The sequence below is a fragment of the Limosilactobacillus portuensis genome, assembly GCF_028607025.1.
Taxonomy (GTDB): Bacteria; Bacillota; Bacilli; order Lactobacillales; family Lactobacillaceae; genus Limosilactobacillus; species Limosilactobacillus portuensis.
The window spans coordinates 176,508-202,894 of sequence record NZ_CP117296.1 but is presented as its reverse complement, the minus strand read 5'-3'; the positions used below and the strand labels follow the sequence as shown (position 1 = coordinate 202,894).

The window sequence follows — 26,387 nt, the reverse complement described above, 5'->3', positions numbered from 1 at the left end:
AAGCACCTCCTAGTACTCGGATTAACGAATACTAGGAGGCGTTTATTTTTGAAGGGATATAAACCCTAGCCTAAATTTTAGTGTTTCTTCTTTCTGTATCCAGCCAAGCCAAAGATACTTGCAAGACCCGCGAAGAGGAATCCAAGTGTAGATGCCTTTTCGTTTTCTCCATTACCAGTTTGTGGTAATTGACGAGCCTGGGTAGTTCCATTGACATGGTGAGCGATCTGAGAAGAAAGCGATTGATCATTAGCAATGTGGCCAGGAACGTGGTCATTCACCGCCGGAACAGTACTATTCTCACCTGAATTACCAGGTTGAGCAGGCTGATCTGGAGTAGTCGGCTGACCAGGGTTTTCTGGGTGATCCGGTGTTACCGGATGATCTGGATTTACTGGGTGATCTGGATTATCTGGATTTACTGGCTGATCAGAACCCTCAGCCTCTACATAAATCGTTATTTTACCATTGCTGATTACAATCTGTGTTGGGAGACTTTGCCCCTTTGCCAGTTTGTAACCCGCTGGTAGCTTAAGGCTTACCGGCTGCGTTTGATTAAGTTTACCCTTGTAAAGTTGACTATCAACTACCTTACCCGTTGCCTGGTCAACAAACTGAACAATTTCAGTGGCGTCTTCCGTTACAGGTGGGGTTACCACCGGCTTGTAGGTAATCGTAATTGTAATGTCTGGAGATTCACTAGTAACAGTAACGTCTGGTACAGAAGTAGGACTTACTGTATATCCAGCAAAGGCCTTTGGGGTAAATCCGGCAAAAGTATCTTTGCCATCAACCGCTGTCCAAGCACCTTCACTCTTAGCAACGATCTTGCCAGTAACTAAATCGTACTTAGCCGTTCTCGTGAATTCAACAGTTTGTTGCTTTTGATCTGCTGGAATCTGAGCTAATTGTTCAGGGCTCAATCCTTCGTAATTAATCGTTCTCGTTACGTCCTTAACCAACCCATTATCCTTGAACCAATTTGGATTCTTTGGATCTGGATTAGTTGCTGGGTCAAGCGGATTAATCTCCGCAGTCTTATGAACTAACTTAATGTACAAGTTTTGATTCAAGGCTTTCGTGAAGGTATAGCTCGTAGGTAACGTTTGGTCTGGAGCCAGCTCATAATTTTCTGGAACAACTAAGCCCAGATCATCAATAGTCGAGCCTGCAACACCAGTCTCCGTAATCGTCTTACCAACCTGCTTATTGCCATCTTGAGTGTCTTCAAACACAATCTTCAAGGTTGCGTCTAACGTGAATTCAGCAGTTGAAGAAATCTTCAACTTATAGTTTGGATTTGCTTTTTTAAGAGCAGTTAAGCTGTCTGGCGTCAAACTGATTAAGTAAACGCCCGATTGATCTGGAGTAGTTCCACTAGCAAACTGATAAGCCATCCCTGCTGGAACTGTAATACCACTTGGAACGTTAACTTTGAAGTTTGCACCATCAATCTTAGCTTCAGTACTTTCCTGACTACCAGTAATTGTAACGTTAGCTTCAGCCGGACTAATTACGTATTTGAACCGGCCACTTTCAAAAACTGCATAGTTTGGATTGTTGCTCTGCAGTTTTTCTAAACCAGCCTTATTTAAGGCAACGTAGTAAGTACCAGCATTAGTTGGTGCAGCAATTTGCTTACCATTTTCGTCAACCCACTCAAAGTCATCGGCAGTTAAACCAGTAGTATTAAGCGTTTGACCTGCAACTAAGCCACTAGCCGTAAAGTTAGCATCGCTTGGATTAATTGAACCGGCTTGACCATCATAAGTCTTACCCGGCAAAGTGCCTGCTTGGTTATCCAAAGTTACATCAAGAGGCTTTTGATTAATAGTAAACTTAGCTGATCCTAACAGATCCTTAGCACTAAGCGTTACGTTGCCATTGCCTGCATACTTATCTAGTGCTGCTTGTAAATGAGCTAATCCGCTATCGCTCAACTTCAATGTATAAGTACCGACATTCACTGGATCTTGATCATTTTCCCAAATATAGTCGCCAGCTTGCAAAGTATAAGTACTTTGAGCGTTAGAACCTGGGAAGGTGAAGTGAACAATGATATTGCCGTTAGTACTGTCTACATCAGCAGTCGTTACCGCCTGACCGTCATAAGTCTTTGAAGCTTGACCACTAAGCGTTGCTTGACCGGCAACAGCATTAATTGTGTAGGTAAACTCGCCACCAATTGCATTATCGGCAAACTTGTAATTTGGATTGTCCTTTTGAAGTTGACTAATTGCACTATCAGTCAATCTCAAGTAGTAAGTACCAGCGTTAACCGGATCACCAGTCATTGCATGGTAGTTACCATTACTATCCTTAGTATACCAGCCATAACTATTAGCCGTAATACCAGCTGTATTAAGGTGTTGCCCTGAAACTAAACCAGTTGAATTCAAAGTTACGTCATTTACTACATCAGCAATTGAAGTAGTCTGACCATTGTAAGTGCGACTATCACTACCACCAATTGTTACAGTAGCAGCAGCCGGGTTAATCGTGTAGTTGATTACGCCACTAACTGAACTAAACGTGTAGTTTGGATTTGCCTTTTGCAATGCAGCTAACGTACTTGCCTTCAAGCGAGCTTTATAGGTACCCACATTAACTGGAGCAGCATCAAGCTTATTACCATCTGCATCGTACCAGTCAAAGTCACTAGCAGTAATGCCAGGATTTACTAATGGAGTATCAGTTAATGTCCCCTTGGCAGAAAGCGTTAAGCCATTGACATCAAGATCAGCTGCTTGACCATTGTAAGTCTTGCTTTGATCACTGCCGGAAATAGTGACATTGCTAATTTGCTTTGGTGTGATCTTAAAGCTAGCTTGTCCTGATAAACTATCGGCAGAGATCGTTACGTTTCCGCTACCTGCCTGCTTACCAAGCACTGTCTGTAAGTGCGTTAAGATTGCTTGCTTGTTCAAAGTGATCGTGTAGCTACCAACAGTTGTCGGTGCCTTACCATCACTAGTATTCCAAGTGTAATTACCCGCTTGTAAGGTATAAGTACTTTGAGCGTTCGCGCCTGGGTAAGTGAAGTGAACTAAGATTTGACCATTGCTGTTAATTTGTACAGTAGTTACCGCTGAACCATCAAAAGTCTTTTCATTGGAGCCACTAAGTTCAGCTTTAGCAGTTGCCGCCGTAATCTTGTAGTCAGCATTTGTAGCAAACGTCCACTTGTAGTTAGCGCCGTTATTACCAGTTAACTGTTCAAGTTTTGCTTGACCTGTTGGTGATAATTCAACTTGATAAGTACCAACATTTGTAGCGTTACCAACAATTTGTAAATCGTCAGCTGTCAATGTAAGAGTTTGAACCTTACCGTCTGCTGAGTAAACAGGAACTGAGTAAGTAACATTGTATTTACTTAAATCAAGGTTACTTGGCAGGGCCTCATTAGCGTCATAAGTCTTGCCATCATTACCATTAAGGGTAACCGTAACCGCACCTTGGTTAACTGTAAGCGTGCCTTTCGTAGTTACATCAGCGGCTACTTGAGGATATGCATAGTTAGTGCCAAGGGCATTTTCGATGTTAATTAAACCTTGTGCAGACAGTTCAACTTGGTAAGTACCGACATTGCCTGGAGTTTGGTTAAATACTAAGTCACCGTCTTTAGCAGTGTAATTTAAAGCCGTGCCATTTTCAGTTATAACCGTCAAAGTGTAGCCAGCTGGATTCTTACCAATTACGTCCAGCCATTCTGGGCTACCATAATCAACACTTGATTGACCTGAAACGGCAATCGTCACTGGCATTTGATTGACATAGAAGTTTGCTCGTGCACTAGTTGCTTGAGTCCAATCATAGTTACTTGAACCAGTTAAATCTTGCAGCTTCTTTAAACCTTGTGCTGATAACTTAACCTGATAATAACCAACAGCACCTGGTTCATTCACAAATTCAAGATCGCCATCACTCAAAGTTACATCGGTGTATATTTGCTCAGCGTCATTATCTACGCTACCATTATGAACTGGAGCAGTGATTGAAATTGAGTAGCCGTTATTGCCACCGTAATTAATAGTTGCATTTTCACCATATTTAATATGCTCAGCACCATTAATCGTGACTGTAGTTTGCGCTGGCGTAATGACATAGGAAGCTGGCGTATGACTAGGCTCCACCACATCTTTTTCACTAAGAATGCCATTGCTATCAGTAGTAGTAGTTTTACCAACATTGCCCGAGAAGTCATAGTCTGGGAACAACTGACGCAGTTTATCAGTCAATTGCTTAGAAATCTTGACACGATAAGTCCCGACATTAGTTGGCACACCGCCATCTGGGTAGCCGTCAACATATAAGTCACCAGCATCCCAGGTAAGTCCAGTATCTTTTCCATTATTTAAAAGCTTACCGTCTTTCCAAGTAAGATTTGGAACTGGCTTCTCAGTATTCAACCAATTAGTAAAGTCTAGTTCATATGCACCTGGATCAAATGGCATTGCAGTTCCATAAACCGTGGTCTGGTTACCAGTTAAGGTTAATTCTGCCTTATGTTCATAAATGAAGTATTCCCCACTCTTAGCTGCTTGACTAATTGTGTAGTTACTTGCACCCGTTAATTGCTTAATCTTTTCAAGACCACTAACAGTTAAACGAACAACATAAGGTGTGCCCTTAATAGGGTTCCCATCGACACCAATACCAGCATTAGCATGAAGCGCTGGGTTACCTTGAGCATCTACTACTTCAAGATCATCTGGCGTCAAATTGAACTTACCTAAGTCAGTAGGCTCAGTATCTGAATTGCCCCAGACCAGCTTAATATCGCCCTTATTAATCTGATCTTGCGTAATTGCTGCATTTTTATCATCAAATACCTTCGAAGCACTACCAGCAACCCCAATTACAAGCTCGGCCGGGTTTACTACATAAGTAATTTGTCCGCTAATTGTGCTCTTACCCTGATCTTCAAAGGTATAGTTAGGGTTGGCCTTAGCAAATGCCTGTTCACCAGCAGCATTCAACTTCAAGTAGTAAGTTCCTGCATTAGTTGGCGCAGAAATCTCGTTACCCTGAGCATCGTACCAAGTGAAGTCACTTGTAGACAAGATAGGAAGGGTTAAGTTTTCAACATTGTGGAAGCCAAAATTCTTAGCCGTTTCACTATTGGTTGGATCAAAGACAACTGCTTGACCATTATATGTTGATTGTTCATTACCATATAATTGGACATTTGAAGCCACTGCTTGTTTAATTTCAAAACTAGCAGTTCCTGCCTTATCAGCAGTTGTAGTTAGAGCAACGTTGCCTTGACCAACAGCTTGGTTAATTTGGGCTTGAATATGGTTAATCCCTGCTTCAGTCAACTTAATAGTGTAATTACCAGCATCTTTTGGTGCGCTACCATCAGCTGTATTCCAAGTATAGTCACCCTCGCTCAGAGTAAAAGTAGCCGGCAAGTTAGCAATTCCGGTACCGTCAATTGCAACCTTAATTGTTGAACCCTTAGTATACAAATCACCAGTAGTTACAGCTGAACCATTGTAGATCATTGAATTATTACCACTAAGGTCAGTAGTCACTTTAGCTTGGTTAATGGTGTAAGTACCAGTTCCTGCAGATGCAGTGGCCGACCACTCAACATTGGCGCTATTAATGGCCTTGATATTATTCCAGCCTTGTTGCGATAAACGAACCTGGTATTGATCAGCATTCACTGGAGTCTCAGTTGTCCAAGTACCATTAACATTAAATTCAATATCGCCAGCAACCAACTTGTAAGTTGGATTGTTTGGTTCATTCAATTTAATTGAGTATTGACCTAGATAATCATCACTACTTACTGGAGTACCAGTATAAGTGTATTCTGGATTGCCACTAAATTCGGCACTTGCTTTGTACTTATTAACAACCAATTTACCAGTTGTATTGCCAAGACTAATGCTGTAATTCTCACCAAGTACTTTTTGAATTTTAGCCAATCCAGCTTCAGTTAACTGAACCGCATAGCTACCAGCATTCTCAGCTGGACCATTAACGACTGTAAAGTCACCTGAATCAAGGGTTACGTTCGTCAAGCTTGCCAATGCACCACTAGTATTGCCATCAGCTTTAGCAATTGAAACTACTACACTGTTGTTGCCGTTAGCGTTGTAAACAACGTTAATTGGAGAGCCATTGTAAGTTTCAGTTTGTGTACCACTGACACTAATTACATTAGCGGAAGGGGTAATTTCAAAACTAGCTTGTCCACTAATTGCGTCACTTGCAAATTGGACATTGCTTTGATCATTTTGACCACTACCAGCTAGTGACTTGATGTAGTTTCCAACATTAGTAATCCCTGCTTGGGTCAAAGTGATGGTGTAATTACCAGCATCAGTCGCGTTACCGCTGATCGTGTAGTCGCCTTGCTTCAACGTGTAAGTTTGACCATTTACCCCTGGAAAGTTAAGACTTACCTTGATCTCACCATTTGAGTTAAGCTGAGCATCGCTAATTGCTTGGCCGTCATAAACCTTACTATTAGAACCATTTAAAGTTCCAGTAGCTTCAGCTGGCGTAATGGTGTAAACACCTAAACCAGTGTTAGCCAATTTAAAGTTTGGATTTTGAGCTTGTAGAGCACTAAATGCTGCATCGGTTAATTTAACGTAGTAAGTACCAACATTCTTTGGATTTTCAGTTAACGCATTACCGTTAGCATCAACCCATTCATAGCTGTTGCCAGTAAATGATTGAGTATCCAGCGTTACCTTCTTGCCATTAACCATCACAGTAACTTGGAACTTAGATGGATCAATCTGGTTAGTAGCTTGTGCGTCATAGACTTTAGTGTAATTGCCTTCACTAAGGTTAGCCAAGGTAGCATCAGTATTTAATGGCGTAATCGTGTAGTTTGCAGTGCCAGTAATTGCACCATTGGCAAACTTCACATTACTTACACCGTTTTGACCAGTACCAACAGCATCTTCAATGATCTTTTGGATAGCTGCTGAATTAATGGTAATTGTGTAAGCTTGACTGCTTGCATTGACTGGAGCTTGACCATTTGGTGTATTCCAAGTAAAGTCGCCTGCGTTTAACTTAACCGTAGTTGAGTAATCTGCGTTGCCATCTTTTGGATAATGCAAGGTCAAAGTAATGTTGTTATGATCATCGCTAACATTCAACTCATCAACTGTAACAGCATTACCATTGTATGGACTCGTGCCATTACCAGATAAAGTAGCTGACGCATTCGCTTGATTAATAGTGAAAGTACCATTGCCAGCATTAGTTAAAGTAAAGTTCGGATTATTTTTTTGCAGTTGTGCTAAACCAGCTGCGTTTAACTTAACTTGGTAAGTACCAACGTTTACTGGAGCTACACCATCAGCCCAATCAAAGTCAGCTGAAGTTAAGCCAGTTGCATCTAAGACAACGCTTTGACCATTCACAATAGCCGTAAATTGGAACTTAGCTGGATCAATTGCGCTTGGAGCCGCACCATTGTAGGTTATCTCGTAATTGCCAGTTTGGGCATTAGCCATTGTCGCAGCACTATCAAGTTTGTTAATCGTGTAAGTTGCGTTACTGGTAATTGTTGATTGACCATCATTAGTCCAGACAATACTGTTGTTACCGAACTGGTTCTTGATCCCATTTTCACCTTGCGTGGTTAACCGAACTTGGTACTTGCCAGCATTAATTGGCATGTTGGTTGACCAAGTCGTGCCGTCAATTGAAAACTCAACATCACCATTTTGCAAAGTATAAGTGCCTGAACCTGCAGTAGGTCCGGTAATGGTTACTTTCAAACCTTTATTAAGTTCACCATTAGTAATTGCTTGTCCATTATACGTGCTTTCGCCATTACCCGTTAAGGTTGCTGTAGCTACAGCGCCCCAAGTGATATTAATAGTCGTGTCTTGTGTAGCATCGGTTACTGTTTCAGCTGGAACTTGGCCATTAACTAACTGAATTGGGGTAGTAACGCCATTAACTGTTTTAGTCGCAGACATAGTATAGCCTTCATGAGCTGGTAAATTGGTTATTGCCATCCAACTTTGAGTATTCCAGCCACTTCCATCAAAACCGGCAAAGACTACACCGGTATCATCATTGTTAACCTTTACTGGACGATTTAACACAACTGTGTCAGTAGAAAAAGTTCGAGTTGCTTCTCCCGGTTCAGTAATTGTAATTGTACGAGTTACTGTCTTATTTACTAAAGATTTAGGAACATAGTACGTGGTTAATTCATTCCGCATAAACCATTGATTTGCAGTTGAATTAGTAAAAGTAGTATTTGAATTATAAGCTGGAGCTCCAAAAGTATTGGTAGTATAGGAACCTGCAGAATTAATCTTAGCCATTACATAATCTGAACCAGCGCTAGGAGTATTTACACTCCAGCTTTGATTTGGTTCTGTAGGAAGACTCCACGATCCAGAAAGCACTTTAAATCCAGGAGTGTTTGAATTACCAGCGGCGTTATCCCATTGCCAATTACCATAAGTAATGATGTTATTGTCAATGTTTAAGCTACCAATTCGATTGTAAAAGATTTGTACTTGAGAAGCTGGAGCAAAATCTTGACCATCTTTGTCACCACCAGCGATGATAAATTTAGCGGTTATTGTTCTAGCCTCAGTTTGAACTGGAATATACAAAACAGTATGAACAGGCTGAGCTTCATATGCGGTAGTGTCTTTAGTGTATGCTTGCGAAGCTTGAGCTGGATCTGTATTACCATCTGCACCAGTAGTATTCCAAGTTGGGTAAACAAACTCATTTGCCGGTTTACCAGACTTATCAGTAATTACAGCAGCAGTATAACCATCTACAGTTGGGACATCCGCCACAACTGCTCCCCAACTTGTTGGCAGACTTGTCCACTTGCCAGATACTACATGATAACCATTTTGACCTTGGTTAGTGTCCCAGAGCCATGGAGAATAAGTTATTTTCTTAGTAACCTGATCTTCATATTTATTACGGCTGTAACAGACATCAAGAACTGCTGATTGTGTAACATTACCATCTTGGGTGTAGGTACCATCAGCATTAACTTTAGCTTTGACATAGTTAACTGTCGCAGTCCGCGTTTGTTGCTCTTGAGTAGTATTAATCTTGTGCTTAAGATTAATAGTCATCGTTGTACCAGTTAATGCCTTTTCAACAGCCTCAGTCTTCTCCCACTTATAGTTTGGAATATACCAAGTAGCATCAGGATTAGTCAATGGGGTCCAGGAAGAGCCCATTAAGGTAACACCTTTGGGAACACCAGAAGTTGAAACCGAATAATAATTACCTACGCTTGCACCTTTTGGTAATTTCAAATGTGCTGTAGCGTTCGGATCATATCCTCCATTTCCAGCAGTGAATCCGGATATATCCACTGTCCCTAAATCAGTGTTTGAATCTTCATCATGGAACCTGATATTAAAGTGCATCTTTTGGTGGATTGGCACTTGTACAACAACTGGAGTTTGCGTATAAGCAGGCAGAGTGTATTGGCTTGGAATTGACGTACCTTTTGCTAGTTCATATCCATAGCCTTCTGGATCAGTTGGAATGGTCATATTAAAGTTAAGGTTAGTTTGAGCACCAGGGATAAATTCTTGAGAATAAGTTTGCCCGACAACCGCATTATTGTTGTATTGGTCTACAAATTCAAACGTCACCTTTTGCGCAACATTAACGTTGGCATTCAGTTCGTAGTAATAATAATTACCATCTGCATCATATTGAGCACCAAGCGTACCATTTGGAACAGTAACGCGAATGGTAGCAGTTTGCGGGCCACTCACTAAGCCATCAGCATTGGTTTGCAAGCCGGAAATAGTATAGTTTGGCTGATAACTGTCGGTGCCTTGGGTGAAAGTGGTTTGCTGACCTGGATTGCCACTCTTATTGTAAGCACTATAAGAAACTTCCTTAGTACCGTTTGAAGTTAAGACCGTGCTAGTAGTTGTTCCGTTGGCAATACTGCCAGTTTGACCGTTATAAAGCTTGCCGTTAGTGAAGAATTTTTGTCCGTCAACAGCTGTCTGCTTTGGAATTACCGAAACGTAAACTTTAATAATCTGATCAAGGCCACTGGTAGTATAGTGAACGGTAATGACACCTTGATTAGTTGAACTAGTGTTAATCGGGGTAGTCCAAGATGCAGTATGTTCTTCCCAATTACTTGGCAAGTTCAAAATACTATCAACTGAAGGAGCATCACTACCAGCTAATACAGTAATGCTGCGTGCATCATTAATTGCAACGGCACAATTAGCCACGTCAGTAGTGACTGACTTACCATCCGGTCCAGGATAAGTAGCCGTGATTTTAACATTATTATATGAACCAGCTGTCCCCCAGGTTGGTTCTGAACCATCCACAAATTGATAAGTAGTACCTTCTGGGAAAACATCCTTATTAGTTACTAAATCTGATGCTGTCAGAGTGGTCCCACAGTCAACAGTTTCACTCTTTGCCATCACATTTGCTTTCGAAATGACTGTGATGTCTTTAACCGTGTATGATGAACCACCAGGAAGTGTAATCGTTACATTCCCAGTCCTGCTTTCACCAGCCTTATCAAAAGTTAATTCTTTACTGCCATCATTACCAGCCCAATCAAATTTAGTACCTTCTGGCCACTTTGTATTATTATCCAGAATTGGGTTAGGCTGCATATTGACCGGCCAAGTAGGTAGCTTGTCATGTACTTCTTTAGGAGCACTTGGATTTCTAACCAATTCTCCAAGTGCATTATTATCAAAAGTAAATGGGCCATTGGTCAGTTCTTGGTCGTAAGGTTCTTCTTTTGCTTTCATTGATGGCGCTAAAGCGATCCCCGTAGTTGAAACACTATCCCATGTTGCAGGTGTCTCTACAGCATAATTAGCAACAGTTGAGTTGTTAGTCTTTTGATACCACTTATTTAAATCGTTGTTAAACTCCGTACTTGTTGCATCGAAGTTACTATTTGCAAAAATCAGTGGTTGACCATTAGGACTAGTTTGATCAAAGCTAGCATTGAAATTAATATTGTACTTACCTGTTCTTGTACCATTAATAGAAAATCTTTGACCGTTGTCAATAAAACTAAGTTTAGAAGCATAAACCTTAGTGCCATCGGCTAACGTTACCCAAACTTTGTCATTAAGATAGCCATCAGCAAGCAGTTCGCCAATTTTAGTTTTGTTAAGCCCGCTTGCAGTCATGTAATTTCTGTTTGTTGCATTATAGATATATATATCATCAGCTTCAGGACTTGCAACGTAGTTTACTGCAACTTCTTGCTGGGTAGCATTGGGCAGCTTACTAAAAGTCATCGTGAAATGATTGGTCTTAGTATTGACTAAATCAGTTGGTGCAGTCCAATTACTTGCTGATACTTTAATCCCTAAGGCATAAGCTAAAGCATAGTCTTGGTAGAAATATTGTCCCCATAATCCTTGAGATGTATTGTTAGTACCAGTAGGATCAAAAGCAAGCTGCGGCGTTGTTGGCGTATTAAACGTTGATTCCGGCATTGTTGAGAGCTGTGCATTAATTATCGGATTGCCACTAGCATCAACTTGAATATCATCACGGAGCTTTAATCCTTGAACCACATACGGGATCTGAACAACGTAAGGGCCACCAATCACTTTTGGAGAATCTTATATAGCACTATTAAAGGTATTGTTATCTGTAACTTGAACGTTAGCCCAATGAATTCCAACTTCACTCGTATCAACCGTCCCTAACACCTTGTAAGAAAAGGCGCTGGGATCACCTACAAGTTGATTGTAAAGAATCGTAGATAAATCATTGCCATTCGCATCAGCCGTATTAAAGTCTGGAGTATCACCAAGCTTATTTACATAGTAAAAAGTATTTGGCTGAAGTTGAGATTGTGGTTCAACCATAGATTCAATCGGCACATCAACACTTGTACCATCTGCATACGTCACTTTAATGGTCCCGCTTATTGTTGAACCTGCGTCCTGTTGAGTTGGAGTTGGCACATCCCCCACCCAAGAAATTTTTGCACCACTTTGAAGCAAGGCATCACCATTTTTCAGAAACTTTGAAGCAAGGTCGGTTAAGTTAGTCCCCGCAATTACATATGGAGGTTCTTGGCTATCGCCATCCATAGTATAAGGGTCCGGTGCAATGTTTTCAGTTGAAGCAGCATGAGGAGTGACAGGGTTAGCTTTCTGAGAAGCAGTACTACCAGATTTAGGTGTAGTCGTCTCAGCATCTTTATTATCAGCCTGGTTTGTTTCTGCCGCCTTACCAGGGGTAGTCTGAGATGTAACAACCGTTGACTCTGACTGTTCACCGTTACTCTGAGCAGTGTCAGCAGAGCTTGTTGGGTGGGTTGCGGAGGAAACAGGAGAGGTAGCAACTGTTGCGGAGTGATTAGTATCCTTAGAGGAATTTACTGATTCACTTGGCTGGGTAGCGACGGTTTGTTCTTGACGATCCTTTACGGCTGTCGTTTGCTTAGCTGTTGATTGATCGGCTGTTGAAGCGGTGGCAGTCTGTTTCTTAGAGTCAGCGGGCATTTCATTAACTTGCTGAGCATTGTTAGACTGCTCCTCATTCGTTAAAGCCGCTTTAACTACTTCAGCATTTTTAGGCGTACTATTCCCGTTACTAATATTATCGGTATTAGCACTTGCGCTAACGTTCATTACCGCGGTTGCGCCAAAAGTCAGTAAGAAGGTTGCACACGCGGTCATCCATTGCTTCTTATGCTTATATAATTTGAAGTTTCGTTGTTCGATATTTGTTTTTCTTCGCTGGTTGTTTCTCCCCATAATATCTTCCTTCCCTCTATTTATTCGCGTTTTAATATCTATTTTCTAATTATACTGCAATTCCACTTATCATACTTAACTCAGTTTAAAATTAAGACTACGATCTTACAACTAACCACTTAAGGCTCTAAATAACCTTGATTAACATGATTTTTCAACGGCAGGTTATTTAGTAATAAAAGTCAAATAGAAGCCATCTGTCTACATATAGATTATACCATGAACTAATTTTTAATTATCGTTATCTATACTATATATCAAAAGGTTTAAATGAAAAATAAAATAATTTAGTATCAGCGATGTTAACGTAAATTTCTACCAAATCAAAAATTAAAGATTGACTCCGGTTGAATATCGGAATCAATCCATTAATTGAGATTTAATAAAATAGCTACTCGGCAGTGAGAATGTAACAACGAGACCGTAAATGAAGTCTTTCTTAATAATTAAAAATATCAAGTTTTAATTCCCGACTAATCATTTCCAACAGTGCTAGTCCAGCAACGCTATTACCAGCCGGATCAAGTGCTGGACTAAAAATTCCGATCCCATACTTTGGTGCACTAGCAACTAGGCCCCCACCGACACCACTCTTGGTTGGAATTCCAATCTTAACCGAATAGGTTCCTGATTCATTATATAATCCTGTTGTCATCATTACCGATTTAGCATAGGTCGCGGCATCACTTGAAATTAAACGTTCGCCACTCCAGGGAGCAATTCCGTCATTAGCAAGAACCGCGCCTAAATTAGCCAAACTTTCACAGGTAACCATCATTGAACACTGTTTAAAGTAGGTCTCAAGACTAGTGGTCACATCATTTGCCAGGGTTTCTTTGGCCTTTAAGTAATATGCAAGCGAGCGATTCATATCTCCTGTTCGTAATTCAGATTGATAGATTTCTTCATTTAGAGTAACTTGCGGATCATGACAAATTTCTCGAGTAAAATCAAGGATCTGGTCAAACGGTGAACGATGATCCTCCTCTTCAATCAGTGATGAAACCAAGATCGCACCACTATTAACAAACGGGTTTAGCGGCTTAGTTTCCTTAGTGATCTCCATGTTCAAAATCGTGTCAAAGGCAAAGCCAGTCTGCCGGGTGCCTACCTGCTCTTCTACTTTGGCGAGCCCTAATCGTTCAATCGCATAAAGGAGAGTGATTACTTTAGAGACACTCTCAATCGCAAAGCGAACATTGGCAGCGCCAGCACAGTTTTTCTTTCCACTATCGACATCATAGAGACACACCCCTAACTGGTAAGGATCGACCTTTGCTAAAGCGGGGATATAGGTTGCTACTTGTCCCTCATCGATCCGTTTCCAACACGCCTGGATCGCATCATTTAAATTTAACGCCATTTAATCACCTTCATCCTGCAAATTTTATTAATTATCATACACCAAAATCATTCGATTACTATTGTTTTCTCACTGGCAAGCGAAGAACGGTTTTTAGGTTAGCCGGTTTAGTGCGCCGCGGATCAGATAGGTAAATCTCATGGTGGTGACGGTGATCATTAATATCTAGCTGAAGGTCGTTGTTAGTAATAAACTCATGCAGTTTTTCAACGGTAGCTGGTTCGTCATCATATGCGCCAACGTGCAACGCTTGAACGCACAAGCCTTCATCAACGGAACGCAACTCAACTTTAGAGAAGTCAGTCTGCTTCTTTTCAGTAGCCGTCTTTACCGCCCAATCAAAGATCTCAGGAGTAACAAAGTCCGGCATCCGGATCAACGAAATGAAGTTAAATTGCTCCTTATGCTGATAATCAACGCCCTTGATTCCCGGCTGCCACCACATCCCTTCCAGTGGCGGAACAACAAAGTCAAAGTAGCCGGGAATTTGATAATCACCCTTCTTGCTCATCTTAATTGTGTAGGCAATCCCATAGAGGAGTTGCAGTGCTTGACTGTATTCACCATTTTCGGCGTTTGGATCACCTTTCCCTTGAACTGCAAGGTAATTCATTGGCGGAACCTTTATTATTGCTGGTCGTTTTCCTGGACGATATAGTTCTTTTTGTTCTTTTTTAAAGTCGTATGCCATTGGTTCATCCCCTAGTTTTATAGCTGTTTATATTTTGAGTTGCATTTTATATCTGTTTATATCTTAGCTCAAGTTTTATATCTGTTTATATCTTCAAGGTTAATAAAAAATACCCAATACCGTTTACTGGACTGAAGTGCAACAAAAAAGTTAGACAAAATTGATTATTTAAGCTACCAAGGTATGATTTCGGTATTCAACCGGAGTCATACCTTTTGTTTTTAAGGAGATACGTTGGTAATTAAAGTAATGAATGTATTGAGCTGAGAGTGATTTTAATTCAGCTAAGTCTTTACATGGTGGGAAACCATCTAATAACTCTGTCTTAAACAGGTGAAAGAAACTCTCCATTGGTGCGTTATCATGACAATTTCCCTTACGGGACATACTTTGAATAAAGTGATTATCAGCTAACTTTTGGGTATAGTACCCCAGTTGATAGTGCCACCCCTGATCAGAATGAATAATTGGTTGAGCATTATCAGGCAGCTTTGTACATAGCTCGTTGAGAGTAGCGGTAATCAACTGTCGATCAGGATGTTGACTCAATTGGAAGGCTAAAACTTCCTTACTGGCTTCATCGATAATTGAGGAAATATAAGCCCAACTGTGATTAGCTAAGCGAACTTGAGAAACATCTGTGTGGAGGACTTGATAAGGAATGGTGGCCTGAAATTGTTGTTTTAGTAGATTATCCGCAACTGTGCCCACATTACCTTCATAAGATGAGTATTTACCACTACGGTGGCGATTATACAGTGCCACTTGAACATCTAATTTCGCCATCAACTTGTTCACCGTCATGTCCGCCAAATGAATGCCCATTGCCCGCAGTTTTTGGTTCACGCGACGATAACCGTAGGTCCATCGTCCGCGGACTTGCCCTTCTTTAGCCACGCTAAGAATCACTTGCTTAACACTCGCATATTTATCATGATGGTTAGCGATGCGCTTGCGCTCATCATGGTAAGTAGCCTTAGGAAGGTTGATTTTATGGAGAATGTCACCAATCTTATAGCGATATTTCTTCGGTAGCGATGCTTGATCTGCCCTGATCTGATCAACTATTTGCGTTTTCTCTTTGCCTTGGAGGGTCCGAACAGGGCCAACGATTTTTTTAAGATGTCACGTTCCAATTTTGTGTCATAGAGTTCTTGGCTTTTCTTGGCAAGTTCTTCTTTTAAACGTTCCACTTCAGTCTTATTAGTAAGACGACGAAGTCGTTTCTTAGTATGTTTCACCTTTGACGGCCTACCTTTCGGGTGAGGTTTCAAGGCTTCAATACCATCTCGCTTGAACTGTGACCGCCAAAGTGAAATTTGGCACGCTTGCACGTCAAATCGAGCCGCTACTTTAACCATCAATTCCTCATGAGTTTGGTAGTAGTCTATCACACTCAACTTAAAATCTGCGGTAAGGGTTCGTGGATGACGACGCCGTTTCAAGGCGTCTATCCCACTTAAGCGATATCTTTGAATCCATTTCCTGATCAGTCGGCTACTGATACTGTATTTGCGCCCCAAGGCTCGAGAACTTTGTGGAGTAGTCAGATATTCGTGGACAATTTTAGCTTTAAAGTCAGGTTTGTATTTAGTCATAAAAAGTGCCTCACAATCGTTAGAACTTTTGTCTAACAATTATGAGGCACTTCAACTTTGAAGAATTAACTAATCACCTTTTCTATACTCAAATTTCCATTTCTATAGTAAAAGCACCCAGTTTTGACACTGGATGCTTTCTTTATATAACAAGCAAGATATAACAAGCGTTTTGGCAAACAAACATGTAGATTTAAGTGAGTTGGTCAAGTTTTAACACTGCTAAAATGCTGTTATATCACCATTCCAACACTAAGTTACATTACAATGCTATTCATATTCAATAGTCGAAGGTGGCTTACTCGTAACATCGTAAAGGATCCGGTTAACGTGATCTACTTCATTAACGATCCGCACAGAAATCTTTTGTAAGACATCCCATGGAATCTTCGCAAAGTCAGCAGTCATCCCGTCAATTGATGTTACGGCACGAATGGCAACGGCGTAATCATATGTCCGGCCATCACCCATGACACCAACTGAACGAATTCCCGGTAAGACGGTGAAGTATTGCCAGATCTTTTCATCAAGTCCGGCCTTCTTAATCTCTTCACGCAAGATTGCGTCCGATTCACGGACAATTTCCAGCTTTTCTGGAGTAATTTCACCGATAACCCGGATACCAAGACCTGGACCTGGGAACGGTTGCCGCCAAACTAATTCGTGCGGGATCCCAAGCTTTTCACCCAATTCACGGGTTTCATCCTTAAAGAGCTTTCGTAACGGTTCGATCAGCTTAAAGCCGAGCTTCTTTGGCAAGCCCCCAACATTATGGTGTGACTTGATTGTTTGGGCAGTGTCAGTCCCAGATTCGATCACATCGGTGTAAAGGGTCCCTTGAGCGAGGAAGTCAGCGTCAGGAATCTTCTTTGCTTCTTCGTTGAAGACTTCGATAAATTCCTTACCAATAATCTTCCGCTTTGTTTCGGGATCAGTAACACCCTCTAACTTGCCGAGGAAGCGGTCAGCAGCGTCAAACTTGATAATATTTACCCCAAGATCCTTATTCAAGGCTTTCATTACTTGATCGGCTTCGTTCTTCCGTAACAGACCGTGGTCAACAAAGATACAAGTTAATTGGTCACCAATTGCCTTGTGAATCAGTACGGCAGTAACACTAGAATCAACCCCACCGGAAAGGCCCAGGATAACCTTCTTGTCACCAACCTCTTGACGGATATGGTCGACTTGAAGATCGATAAAGTCATCCATTGTCCAGTTATCCTTGGCGCCACAAACATCAAAGGCAAACCGCCGAAGAATGTCTAACCCATATTCGGAGTTCCGTACTTCAGCGTGGAACTGAATTCCATAGAACTTTCGCTTGTCATCGGCAATTGCGGAAATTGGGCAGTTCTTGCTGGTTGCAGTAACTTCAAAGCCTTCAGGAGCCTTGGTTACTAAGTCACCGTGACTCATCCAAACGTATTGCTTCTTTGGCAAGCCCTTGAACAATACCGCATCATCTTTTAAGACTTCAATATCAGCACGACCATATTCGGAATTATCGGCCTTCTCAACCTTACCGCCAAGATCGTATGACATTAATTGCATCCCATAACAAATCCCTAAAATTGGAATACCTAACTTAAAGATTTCAGGATCAACCTTAAAGGCATCCTTGTCGTAGACACTGTTTGGACCACCAGAGAAAATAATACCTTTCGGGTTAATCTTCTTGATTTCATCAGCCGTAATCTTGTGTGAAAGGAGTTCAGAATATACCCCAAAGTCACGCAAACGTCGGGTAATCAATTGATTATACTGACTACCAAAATCAAGCACGATAATCTTATCAAAAGCATCCAAGTTTAATTTTGCCACGTTGCCACTTCCCTTTTCTGAATTTCTTATTTCTTAACAACTAAGTTTACAAGCTAAACGTTTAATGGTCAATGATCATTATTAGTTCGTTTTTTAAACTAGACAACTCTTGATGCACCGTTTAAAAAGTAATGCATCAAGAGTCAACTTTTAACCACGTTTTAAGTAGATTCGATCAACCACGTGATTAGCGGTCTTATGAAGAATGATATTTGCTCGATTACGGGTTGGCAAAATATAGTCAGTGAGGTTCGGTAAATCAACTGTTTGCCAAACATTCTTCGCCATCTTAAACGCTTCTTCTCGTGGTCCCTGAGAATATGAATAGTAATAATTATCCGAATCGGTAAGTGCCGTATCTAACAACATCCCAAACCGTTGCAGGTACCACTTTTCAATCTGCTCAGCATCAGCGTCAACATAAATTGCAGTATCGAAATAGTCACTAACATAAATTTGCTGACTGGATGGCAGCTGAAGGGTATTAATCCCTTCCACGATTAAAATATCTGGTTGCCGAATAACTAACGGCTGGTCTGGCATTACATCATACACTTGATGTGAGTATGTCGGTGCCTTTACTACTGCCTTACCAGCCTCGATATCATTCATAAAGCGCAGCAGTTTCTCCATATCATACGATTCAGGGAACCCTTTCCGATCCAGGATCCCCCGCCGTTTCAATTCGGCATTTGGATAAAGGAAACCATCCGTGGTCATTAATTCAACCCGCTTATCTGGGAGAAGTTTATTTAGCAAAATACTTAAAAGCCGGGCAATCGTACTCTTACCAACCGCAACCGATCCCGCAATCCCGATAATATACGGGACCCGTTCACTTTTCTGGTGGAGAAAATTAGCCTTTTGCATCTGCCATTCCAGATGATTTTGAAAGCGCAACTGAAGCAGCTTAATTAGTGGCAAATAGACATCCTGGACATCTTCAATTGAAATTCGATCATTAAGCGATTTAATCTCATCAAGGTTATCCTGGCTCAAACGAACCGTATCAGTTGGAAAGAAGCTGTGCCACTCCTGTCGATCAAATTGCTCATAATTCATCCATTCATTCATAGTTACTGATTCCTTCATTAATTAATGTAAGCGATTAACAATAATCATACCATAGTTTAGTGTGACTAGATCAGAAAGTGTTCTTGGTTATATTTATCAACAAATTCAGCAAAGAATGGTAATGATAATTGGACAAAACCACGACGAGGAACCGTAATCAATTGATTATCTATAACATACCCGTTTATATTTGCTTATCTTATTTTATATTTCAATCAAATAAAAAACCTGTCAGTTTATTGCTGACAGGTTTATATACACCTTAATCTGGGAAACTAGGGTTCTGATCCTTTAATTCCGGTGCGTCAGTCGAGTAATCATCGTAAGTACTTTGATTATTGTTCTCTGCCTTCACACTTGTCTTGTGTTTCTTCTGATCCTTCTTCAGGTTCTTCAGACTCTTCTTCATGTTATAAGTGTAGTCCTTCTTGTTGACCTTCTTGAATCCTGGAAGATTATAGAAGCGAATCAGGTCACCATTCATTACCTTATCGGCTAAGCCTAACTCAGTTGTGACGTACTTTTGAATCTTGTCAAACTGCTTCTGTTCCTTTGCTGTTGGGTTCTTAATCTGCTTTCCAGTAGCAGTGTGGTAGTAATCACCATTATATTTCGTGTATTTTGGCGTTACCCAGTCGCCATTCCGGAATGGCACAATTTGATTGCGATCCTTAGAAAGAAGATCTTGTCCGAATTGAATATACTTGTCTGAACTGATTCCTAACAAGTCCTCGATGGTTGGCAGAACATCAATTTCACCACCATAAGTATGATCAATTCCACCCTTAAGGCCAGGAGCGTTGATCATGAATGGGACCTTTTGGAACATTGCCAAGTCGTAGTTGGTAACCTTCTTTTTACCTAAAATCTGAGCGATTGCTGGCCGGTGATTATTTGAAATTCCGTAGTGGTCACCATATAAAATAATGACACTATTTTGCCGTAAGCCAGACTTATCAAGGTAATCTAAGAATTCACCAATTGATTGATCAAGGTAATGGGCGGTTTGAATATAGTGATCAACCGTGTCATCCCCAGTCTTCCAGGCATCAATTGAAGTATTCTTCTTATCAATAATGTATGGGTAGTGGTTAGTAACGGTAATCAACTTAGCATAGAATGGTTGCGGCAACTGCTCTATGTAGTGCATTGATTCCTTCATGAAGATCTTGTCCTTCAACCCATAACCCAATTCTTGATCCTTAACCTTTGGGTAGTAGCTCTTACTAAAGAAGTACTGGTAACCAAATGACTTATAAGCATTGTCACGGTTCCAGAAACTCGGCACATCCCCGTGGAACGAAGCTGTCGTGTAACCAAGCTTTTGGTGCAATAGAGCAGGTGCTGACTGGAACGTGTTATTCGTCCCGTCAGTAACCATTGCTGAACCTTCTGGCAACCCATAAAGGGAGTTTTCCAGCATCATTTCGGCATCAGCAGTCTTCCCTTGACCGACCTGGTGGAAGAAATTATCAAATGCCAGAGTATTAGATGAGTGGTACAGCTTGTTCAAGTTTGGCATTACTTCTTGACCATTTTGCTTATAGTCAATCATAAATTGCTGCAAACTTTCCAAGTGGATAACGAAGATATTCTTTCCCCGCATCGTTCCTTCATATTCAACATTTGGACCAGCATAGTTCTTCTTTAAGAACTTTTGCACTGGCTTTAGCTGTTCCTTATTTGCTTTAGCCTTAACCACACTGTTGTGAGTTGTCTTTACCCCATCATAAATAGTGTAAGCTTGTAACCCGAGGTACTTAACGATGTAGTTATTATCAAATGTCCGGGTTAACAATTGCGAACGGTTTGATTCGGCCATCCCCAAGTTAACGCCAAACAAGACAAAACCTAACGCGGTAATTGTCATCGCATAGCGAATCTTAAAGTACCGCATATCAATCCGAATAACATGGAACAGGAGTACTAATGCAAGAATAACCACATCAGCGTAGACCAAGAAATCCTCTGGACGAATAATTCCGAGAATACTCGTCCCTAAGTTATTAGAGGCTGCTCCTGACCCCTTAATAATATTAAATGTAATAAAATCGGAAAATTCACGGTAGTACAGGATATTAGCGAACAGCCAGGTTGAGAGTAATGCATTAATAATCAGCATTAACCAGTACGATAACCGTCCCCTAAAATATAACGCAATTCCCAGAAAAACTAAGGCACCCGGAATGGTATTAAATGCCAAGAGGAAATGCTGAACGCTCCCCTTAACACCCAAGTTAAACTCAGTACTATATGCCCAGTAACTTTTAATTGCAAACAGGAGTACTACTAGCAGAAAAAAGCCAAGCTTGGTATTCAAGCCGTGCCAGAGCTTCTGCAACGCTGTCTTCATAATCGTTCCTCCATTAAAAAATATCAATACCTACAATATTACAACAATTTAGAGTGAGCAACCTTTAAAAACTTATTTCAAAAAAAATTAAGAATAAAGTAGAGTGCCTTCGCCCCAAAGAGTTCCCGGAAAGCTAGCAATTTCTCTCGACGAAGGCGTCTTGCGCCTAGGAGAGAGGTTGCTAGCTCTAGCAAGTTCCTGGCGAACACGTTTAAATTAGAGTGCGAGCAGTTCTTGACTATGTTATCTAGAACTGAAGATAGTTCCTGGCGAAGGAGTGAACCAGAAAACTTATTTTCGTCTGTGAACCCTCGCAAGGCTGATTAGTCTTCTTGCTACCAACCTGTTGGTGAAAGAAGTCAATCAGCTACTGCGCAGTTCTTAACCAGCTACCAAAAATAACAACCACTCACATTCTTTGTTGTATTTGCAACAAAATATCATATACTAGGATAGTAAATATTTTGGGGAGGAATCTTAATGTCAAAACGTAAGGCTAATTTACTCTTGCTAACCGTAGCCATTCTCTGGGGCGCAAGCTATATCTTCGTCCGAATGGCAATCAATGCTGGAATGCAGTCAGGAATGATTAATGCTGTCCGAGGGACGATGTGTGTGGTTGGCTGCCTGATTGTCTTTAATAAAAGTATCCGGCAAATGACTTGGTTTGATTTCAAGGCAGGTCTATTAATGGGGATTACTAACTTTGTCGCCTATTACTTACAAACTGACGGTCTCCGTTTTACCACGCCAGCCAAAAACGCCTTTATCACTACCATGTATGTTGCTCTGTCACCACTTCTCTTATGGATTTTTTGGCACGAACGGCCACGACGGAAAACCTACTTTGTTATTCCGCTAGCGTTAATCGGGATGGGCATTTTAACTAATGTTACAGCTACTGGATTAGCCTTAAATTATGGTGACCTTTTGACCCTTATTTCTTCAATCTTCTGGGCCCTCCAGTTAATCTTCTTTGGCAAAATTGCCTCGAAAGCTTCAAGTCCTTGGGTGATTATCTTTATGATCGGATTAATCCAGGGCGCTGCCGGATGGGGTGTTTCCTTTGCAACTGAGGTCCAAACTTTCTCTCACATCCACTGGCTCCAAGCGTTAATTCCAGTTGCCCTGCTTGCCATTCTCGTTACTTTCATTGCTCAGGGAATGCAAATTACCGCCCAAAAATATACCGATGCTACATCAGCTGGCTTGCTTCTGATGCTTGAATCGTTCTTTGCCAGTGTTCTGTCAGTAATTTTGGGTTATGATTCATTAACCCATTCGCTGATCATTGGTGGAGCAATCTTACTTCTCGCAAATGCGATTATGCAAACTGATCTTCACCGTCTCCCGTTCTTAAAACGGACTAATTAATTGCATTTAGCATCAACAATTGGTACCCTGTAATTATCTTTTAACCAGGAATTTCCTGGAAGCTGAAAGGAGCACGCCAATGAAGCTTTCCAAAACAGCCGCTAACCTCCTTCTTGTTTTTGTAACCATTCTTTGGGGAAGTACCTATATTTTCAATAAAATGGTGGTTAATGCCGGAATGCAATCAGGAACCATCAATGCGGTTCGTGGTGCCATGTGTGTGGCTGGCGGAATCATCCTCTTTCACCGCCAACTAAAACAAGCTACCCGGTTTGACATCAAAGTAGGGTTAATCGTTGGCCTGATTAACTTTTGCGGTTATTATCTAAGAACGCTCGGTCTTCGTTCCACAACACCGGCCAAGAGCTCTTTTATCACCGTGACTTACGTTATCTTGACGCCAATAATTTTATGGATTTTTTGGCACGAACGACCACAACTCAAGATCATTTTTGCGATCCCGCTGTCGCTTGCTGGAATGGCAATTCTAACGGGTATTACCGGAAGTTCCTGGTCTCTTCGGCCAGGCGACCTAATCACTTTCTTCTCCGCCTTCTTCTGGGCATTGCAAATTATCATTTTCGGTAAATATGCTAGTCGGGCATCTAGTCCGTGGATTATCATTACATTGATCGGAGTTGTCCAAGTAATTTGTGGTACCCCATTAGCACTAACAACAGAACGAGCATCCCTTACCCACATTCATTGGCTCCAAGCACTTCTTCCACTAGCAATCATCGCTGTGGTAATTACCTTTGTCGCTCGGGGAATCCAGATTAGGGCGCAAAAGTACACTGATGCCACTTCTGCCAGTTTGATTCTGATGAGCGAATCATTCTTTGCAACCGTCATTTCCGTTTTTCTCGGCTACGACCAGCTTTCACTACGGTTAGTTATTGGTGGTCTACTGATTATTATAGCTAACGTGATCATGCAGTTTAATTTCCGTAAGTCAAAGCTAAGAGTGCAAGATTAAACTATCTTTAAGACAAAGACCTAAGTTCCCGCCAAACGGAGACTTAGGTCTTTGCTTTAATTAATTATTCTTATCGCGCTTCACAAATAAATAAAGTTCATCTGGTACATCCTTAAGTAACGGCGTAACCTTACCTACGGAAATCATCGTTAACGCGTGCATTGCCCGAGAAGCAATCGTATACAGTAGCTGGCGTTCACTGTCATCAGGGTATTCTTGCTCGTTAGTGTTCCAAGCTAGCACTGCATCAAATTCTAGTCCCTTAGCTAAGAAAGATGGCACAATAATAACCCCATCAACTAAGCGCTGGTTTTCTGTCCGAATAAGCGTTGTCTTGACATTCCGCCGTTTTAATTCGTCATAAAGCTTTTCACAATCATCAAGCGTCTTGCCGATAATCGCCACTGCATCATGCTCCTGCTGGTACTTCTTTAGCGTTTCAACGACACTATCAACACCAGCAGAATAATTATCAGCTTCAATCACGGTTGGTAAATCACCATTCCGATCAAAGGCCTCAATCGCCTCGCCATTCGTTAAGAAGTGCTTCGTAAAGTCCGTGATTTGTTTAGTTGACCGGTAAGATTTAGTTAGTTGAACAACCTTTGTTTTTTCCGGTTCAAACATTGTTCCCAATTGGCGTAAGAGTGAACGGCTATTCTCATGGGTAAAGATTGCCTGATTCAAATCACCAAGAAGAGTAAACCGAGCATTAGGAAAACGGAACTTTAAGTATGCTAACTGATAGGCATCATAATCCTGAACTTCGTCAATGAAGACATATCGAATATCCCGTTGGCCCTTCTTCCCGGTCATTAAATCGTAGAGGTAGAGATAAATGGTAATCCCGTTGGCGCTAATGTTTCCTTGACGGAGATCATCCTTTGTTTTTTCAACGTACGCTTCCCATTCAGCAGTGCTAATGCCAAATTTATTCAGGTCCATGAGCTTAGGGGTTGCACGGAGGAGGTGGATAAATTGGGCGTTAATGTTTAGCCATAAATTATGATCAATCGCCCGTTTTACTGGTGTGAGCGCCTTCATTACAATCTGGCGGGCGAGGAACTTGAACTGTTGATTTTCATCCGCAAATTCTCGTGGCTGGTTGTCCATCAAGTCATCAATTTGCTCCTTGCTCAGGTTTTGCACGGCTTCTTCAGCCCACTTACTGCGCATTTCAACACTAATCCGGTGATTGAGGTACTTAATTAATGCTTCCTTGGTTCCATCAAGCCGGTTGCCAAGATTGTAGTTACTATTGAATGAGTAGTAAATTTCTTTAATTTTCTCTTTGCTAATGAAGACTTTTCCGCGGAACATCAGATTGCGAAAACGCATGTTGGCCTTCCCAAGATGCTTAGCATAACGCCCAGTTGCCTTAAAGTAAGCTAAACTTGTTGTTAGTTGAACCGCCTTCTTGGTTGTTGGAGCCTGACTGCTGGTAAATCGTTGGGCGAGCGTTTCTACGTGTAATCGCGGAACCCGCCGATTAGCAAATTGGTAATAAGTCATCTGGACCATGTTATGTTCCCCTAACTCCGGGAGCACCTGGTCAATGTAGTCATTAAATAATTGATTAGGCGAGAAGAGAACCACTTGCGACGAGCTCAGGTTTCCCCGGTAGCGATATAAAAGCCATGCAACCCGTTGAAGAACCGCGGCTGTTTTACCGGAACCCGCAGCTCCCTGAACGAAGAGAAGATCATCCTTCGTGTCCCGAATAATTTCATTTTGGGTTCGCTGAATCGTTGTAACGATACTCTTCATCTTAGTGCTGGAATGAGTCCCCAAAGCTTCCAAAAGCATTTGATCACCGACCTGCTCGTCAGTGTCAAAAATCGTTACAATTGTCCCATCATCAATCTGAAATTGACGTTTGAGGGTCATGTTAACTTCCTGAGTTCCAACTGGAGTCTCGTAACTAACCTTTCCTAGCTTTCCCTCATAGTAGATCGAAGAAATCGGTGCCCGCCAATCGTATACCAGAAAATGATCTGGTTGATCACTAAATGATGCTAAGCCAATATAAACGGTTTCGGGCTTTTCGGCCCCCTTTTCTTGGAAATCAATTCGAGCAAAGTAAGGTTTCTTTTCTAAGCGTTTCAAGGTTGAAAGGCGATCCGCAGCGTGTTGCCAGCTATTTTGTCGTTCATCCAGCATCTGCTGTTGGGCACGAAATGACATTGCCGTATCCATCATCCCTGAATAGGTCGTCGTGTTTAGGTGAATATCATCAATCTGTTTATTAATTCCCTTAATATCATGTCGGGCGGTATGGATCTTTTCTTCGGCCTTTTCCTTAGCCTGTTTGATCTCATCAATAACGTGATCTAAATGCTGCTGTTCAAATTCTTGTACTGACTGTTCGGTCACTCTTTCTACCTCCATTCG

The 26,387-nt window shown here is 41.4% G+C and carries 12 protein-coding genes; 2 read left to right on the top strand and 10 right to left on the bottom strand.

Translation table 11 applies throughout. The features are described from left to right. Positions 1–77: 77 nt before the first annotated feature. The 9 genes from PRK60_RS00875 to PRK60_RS00835 all read right to left on the bottom strand — a co-directional run bounded on the left by PRK60_RS00875 (position 78) and on the right by PRK60_RS00835 (position 21,646). Complete coding sequence (locus tag PRK60_RS00875) at positions 78–11,585, bottom strand: MBG domain-containing protein (protein ID WP_273646138.1); 11,508 nt, start codon at positions 11,583–11,585, stop codon at positions 78–80. A gap of 12 nt (positions 11,586–11,597) precedes the next feature. Continuing rightward, positions 11,598–12,743, bottom strand: coding sequence for a KxYKxGKxW signal peptide domain-containing protein (locus PRK60_RS00870; RefSeq protein ID WP_273646137.1), 1,146 nt, complete (start codon positions 12,741–12,743; stop codon positions 11,598–11,600). A gap of 439 nt (positions 12,744–13,182) precedes the next feature. Further along, entirely contained in the window at positions 13,183–14,106 is a 924-nt protein-coding gene (glsA, locus tag PRK60_RS00865) for a glutaminase A (protein ID WP_102168231.1), read from the bottom strand. Between the two features lie 58 nt (positions 14,107–14,164). Next, positions 14,165–14,797, bottom strand: a complete 633-nt coding sequence (locus tag PRK60_RS00860) for a GyrI-like domain-containing protein (RefSeq protein ID WP_102168232.1) — start codon at positions 14,795–14,797, stop codon at positions 14,165–14,167. A 168-nt stretch (positions 14,798–14,965) separates the two neighbouring features. Further along, entirely contained in the window at positions 14,966–15,853 is an 888-nt protein-coding gene (locus PRK60_RS00855) for an IS3 family transposase (protein ID WP_260846181.1), read from the bottom strand. Positions 15,854–15,861: 8 nt separating this feature from the next. Beyond that, positions 15,862–16,395 (bottom strand): helix-turn-helix domain-containing protein, encoded by a 534-nt coding sequence (locus tag PRK60_RS00850; RefSeq protein WP_273646136.1) that lies wholly within the window; start codon positions 16,393–16,395, stop codon positions 15,862–15,864. 270 nt (positions 16,396–16,665) lie between these two features. Next, positions 16,666–18,219 carry a glutamine-hydrolyzing GMP synthase gene (gene guaA, locus PRK60_RS00845; protein ID WP_273646135.1) on the bottom strand — a complete coding sequence of 518 codons (1,554 nt, stop codon included), beginning with the start codon at positions 18,217–18,219 and terminating at the stop codon, positions 16,666–16,668. 150 nt (positions 18,220–18,369) lie between these two features. Continuing rightward, positions 18,370–19,293, bottom strand: coding sequence for a type I pantothenate kinase (coaA, locus tag PRK60_RS00840; RefSeq protein WP_102168234.1), 924 nt, complete (start codon positions 19,291–19,293; stop codon positions 18,370–18,372). Between the two features lie 262 nt (positions 19,294–19,555). Next, positions 19,556–21,646: an LTA synthase family protein gene (locus tag PRK60_RS00835; RefSeq protein WP_216972168.1), complete on the bottom strand. Its 2,091-nt coding sequence runs from the start codon at positions 21,644–21,646 to the stop codon at positions 19,556–19,558. A 480-nt stretch (positions 21,647–22,126) separates the two neighbouring features. Between PRK60_RS00835 and PRK60_RS00830 the strand changes: the two genes are divergently transcribed. Both PRK60_RS00830 and PRK60_RS00825 read left to right on the top strand, forming a co-directional pair. Then, positions 22,127–23,020 carry a DMT family transporter gene (locus PRK60_RS00830; protein WP_273646134.1) on the top strand — a complete coding sequence of 298 codons (894 nt, stop codon included), beginning with the start codon at positions 22,127–22,129 and terminating at the stop codon, positions 23,018–23,020. Positions 23,021–23,099: 79 nt separating this feature from the next. After that, entirely contained in the window at positions 23,100–23,996 is an 897-nt protein-coding gene (locus PRK60_RS00825; RefSeq protein WP_102168322.1) for a DMT family transporter, read from the top strand. A 60-nt stretch (positions 23,997–24,056) separates the two neighbouring features. On the opposite strand, the gene helD is transcribed toward PRK60_RS00825, so the two are convergent. Then, positions 24,057–26,384, bottom strand: a complete 2,328-nt coding sequence (helD, locus tag PRK60_RS00820; protein WP_392391033.1) for an RNA polymerase recycling motor HelD — start codon at positions 26,382–26,384, stop codon at positions 24,057–24,059. Positions 26,385–26,387 lie beyond the last annotated feature (3 nt).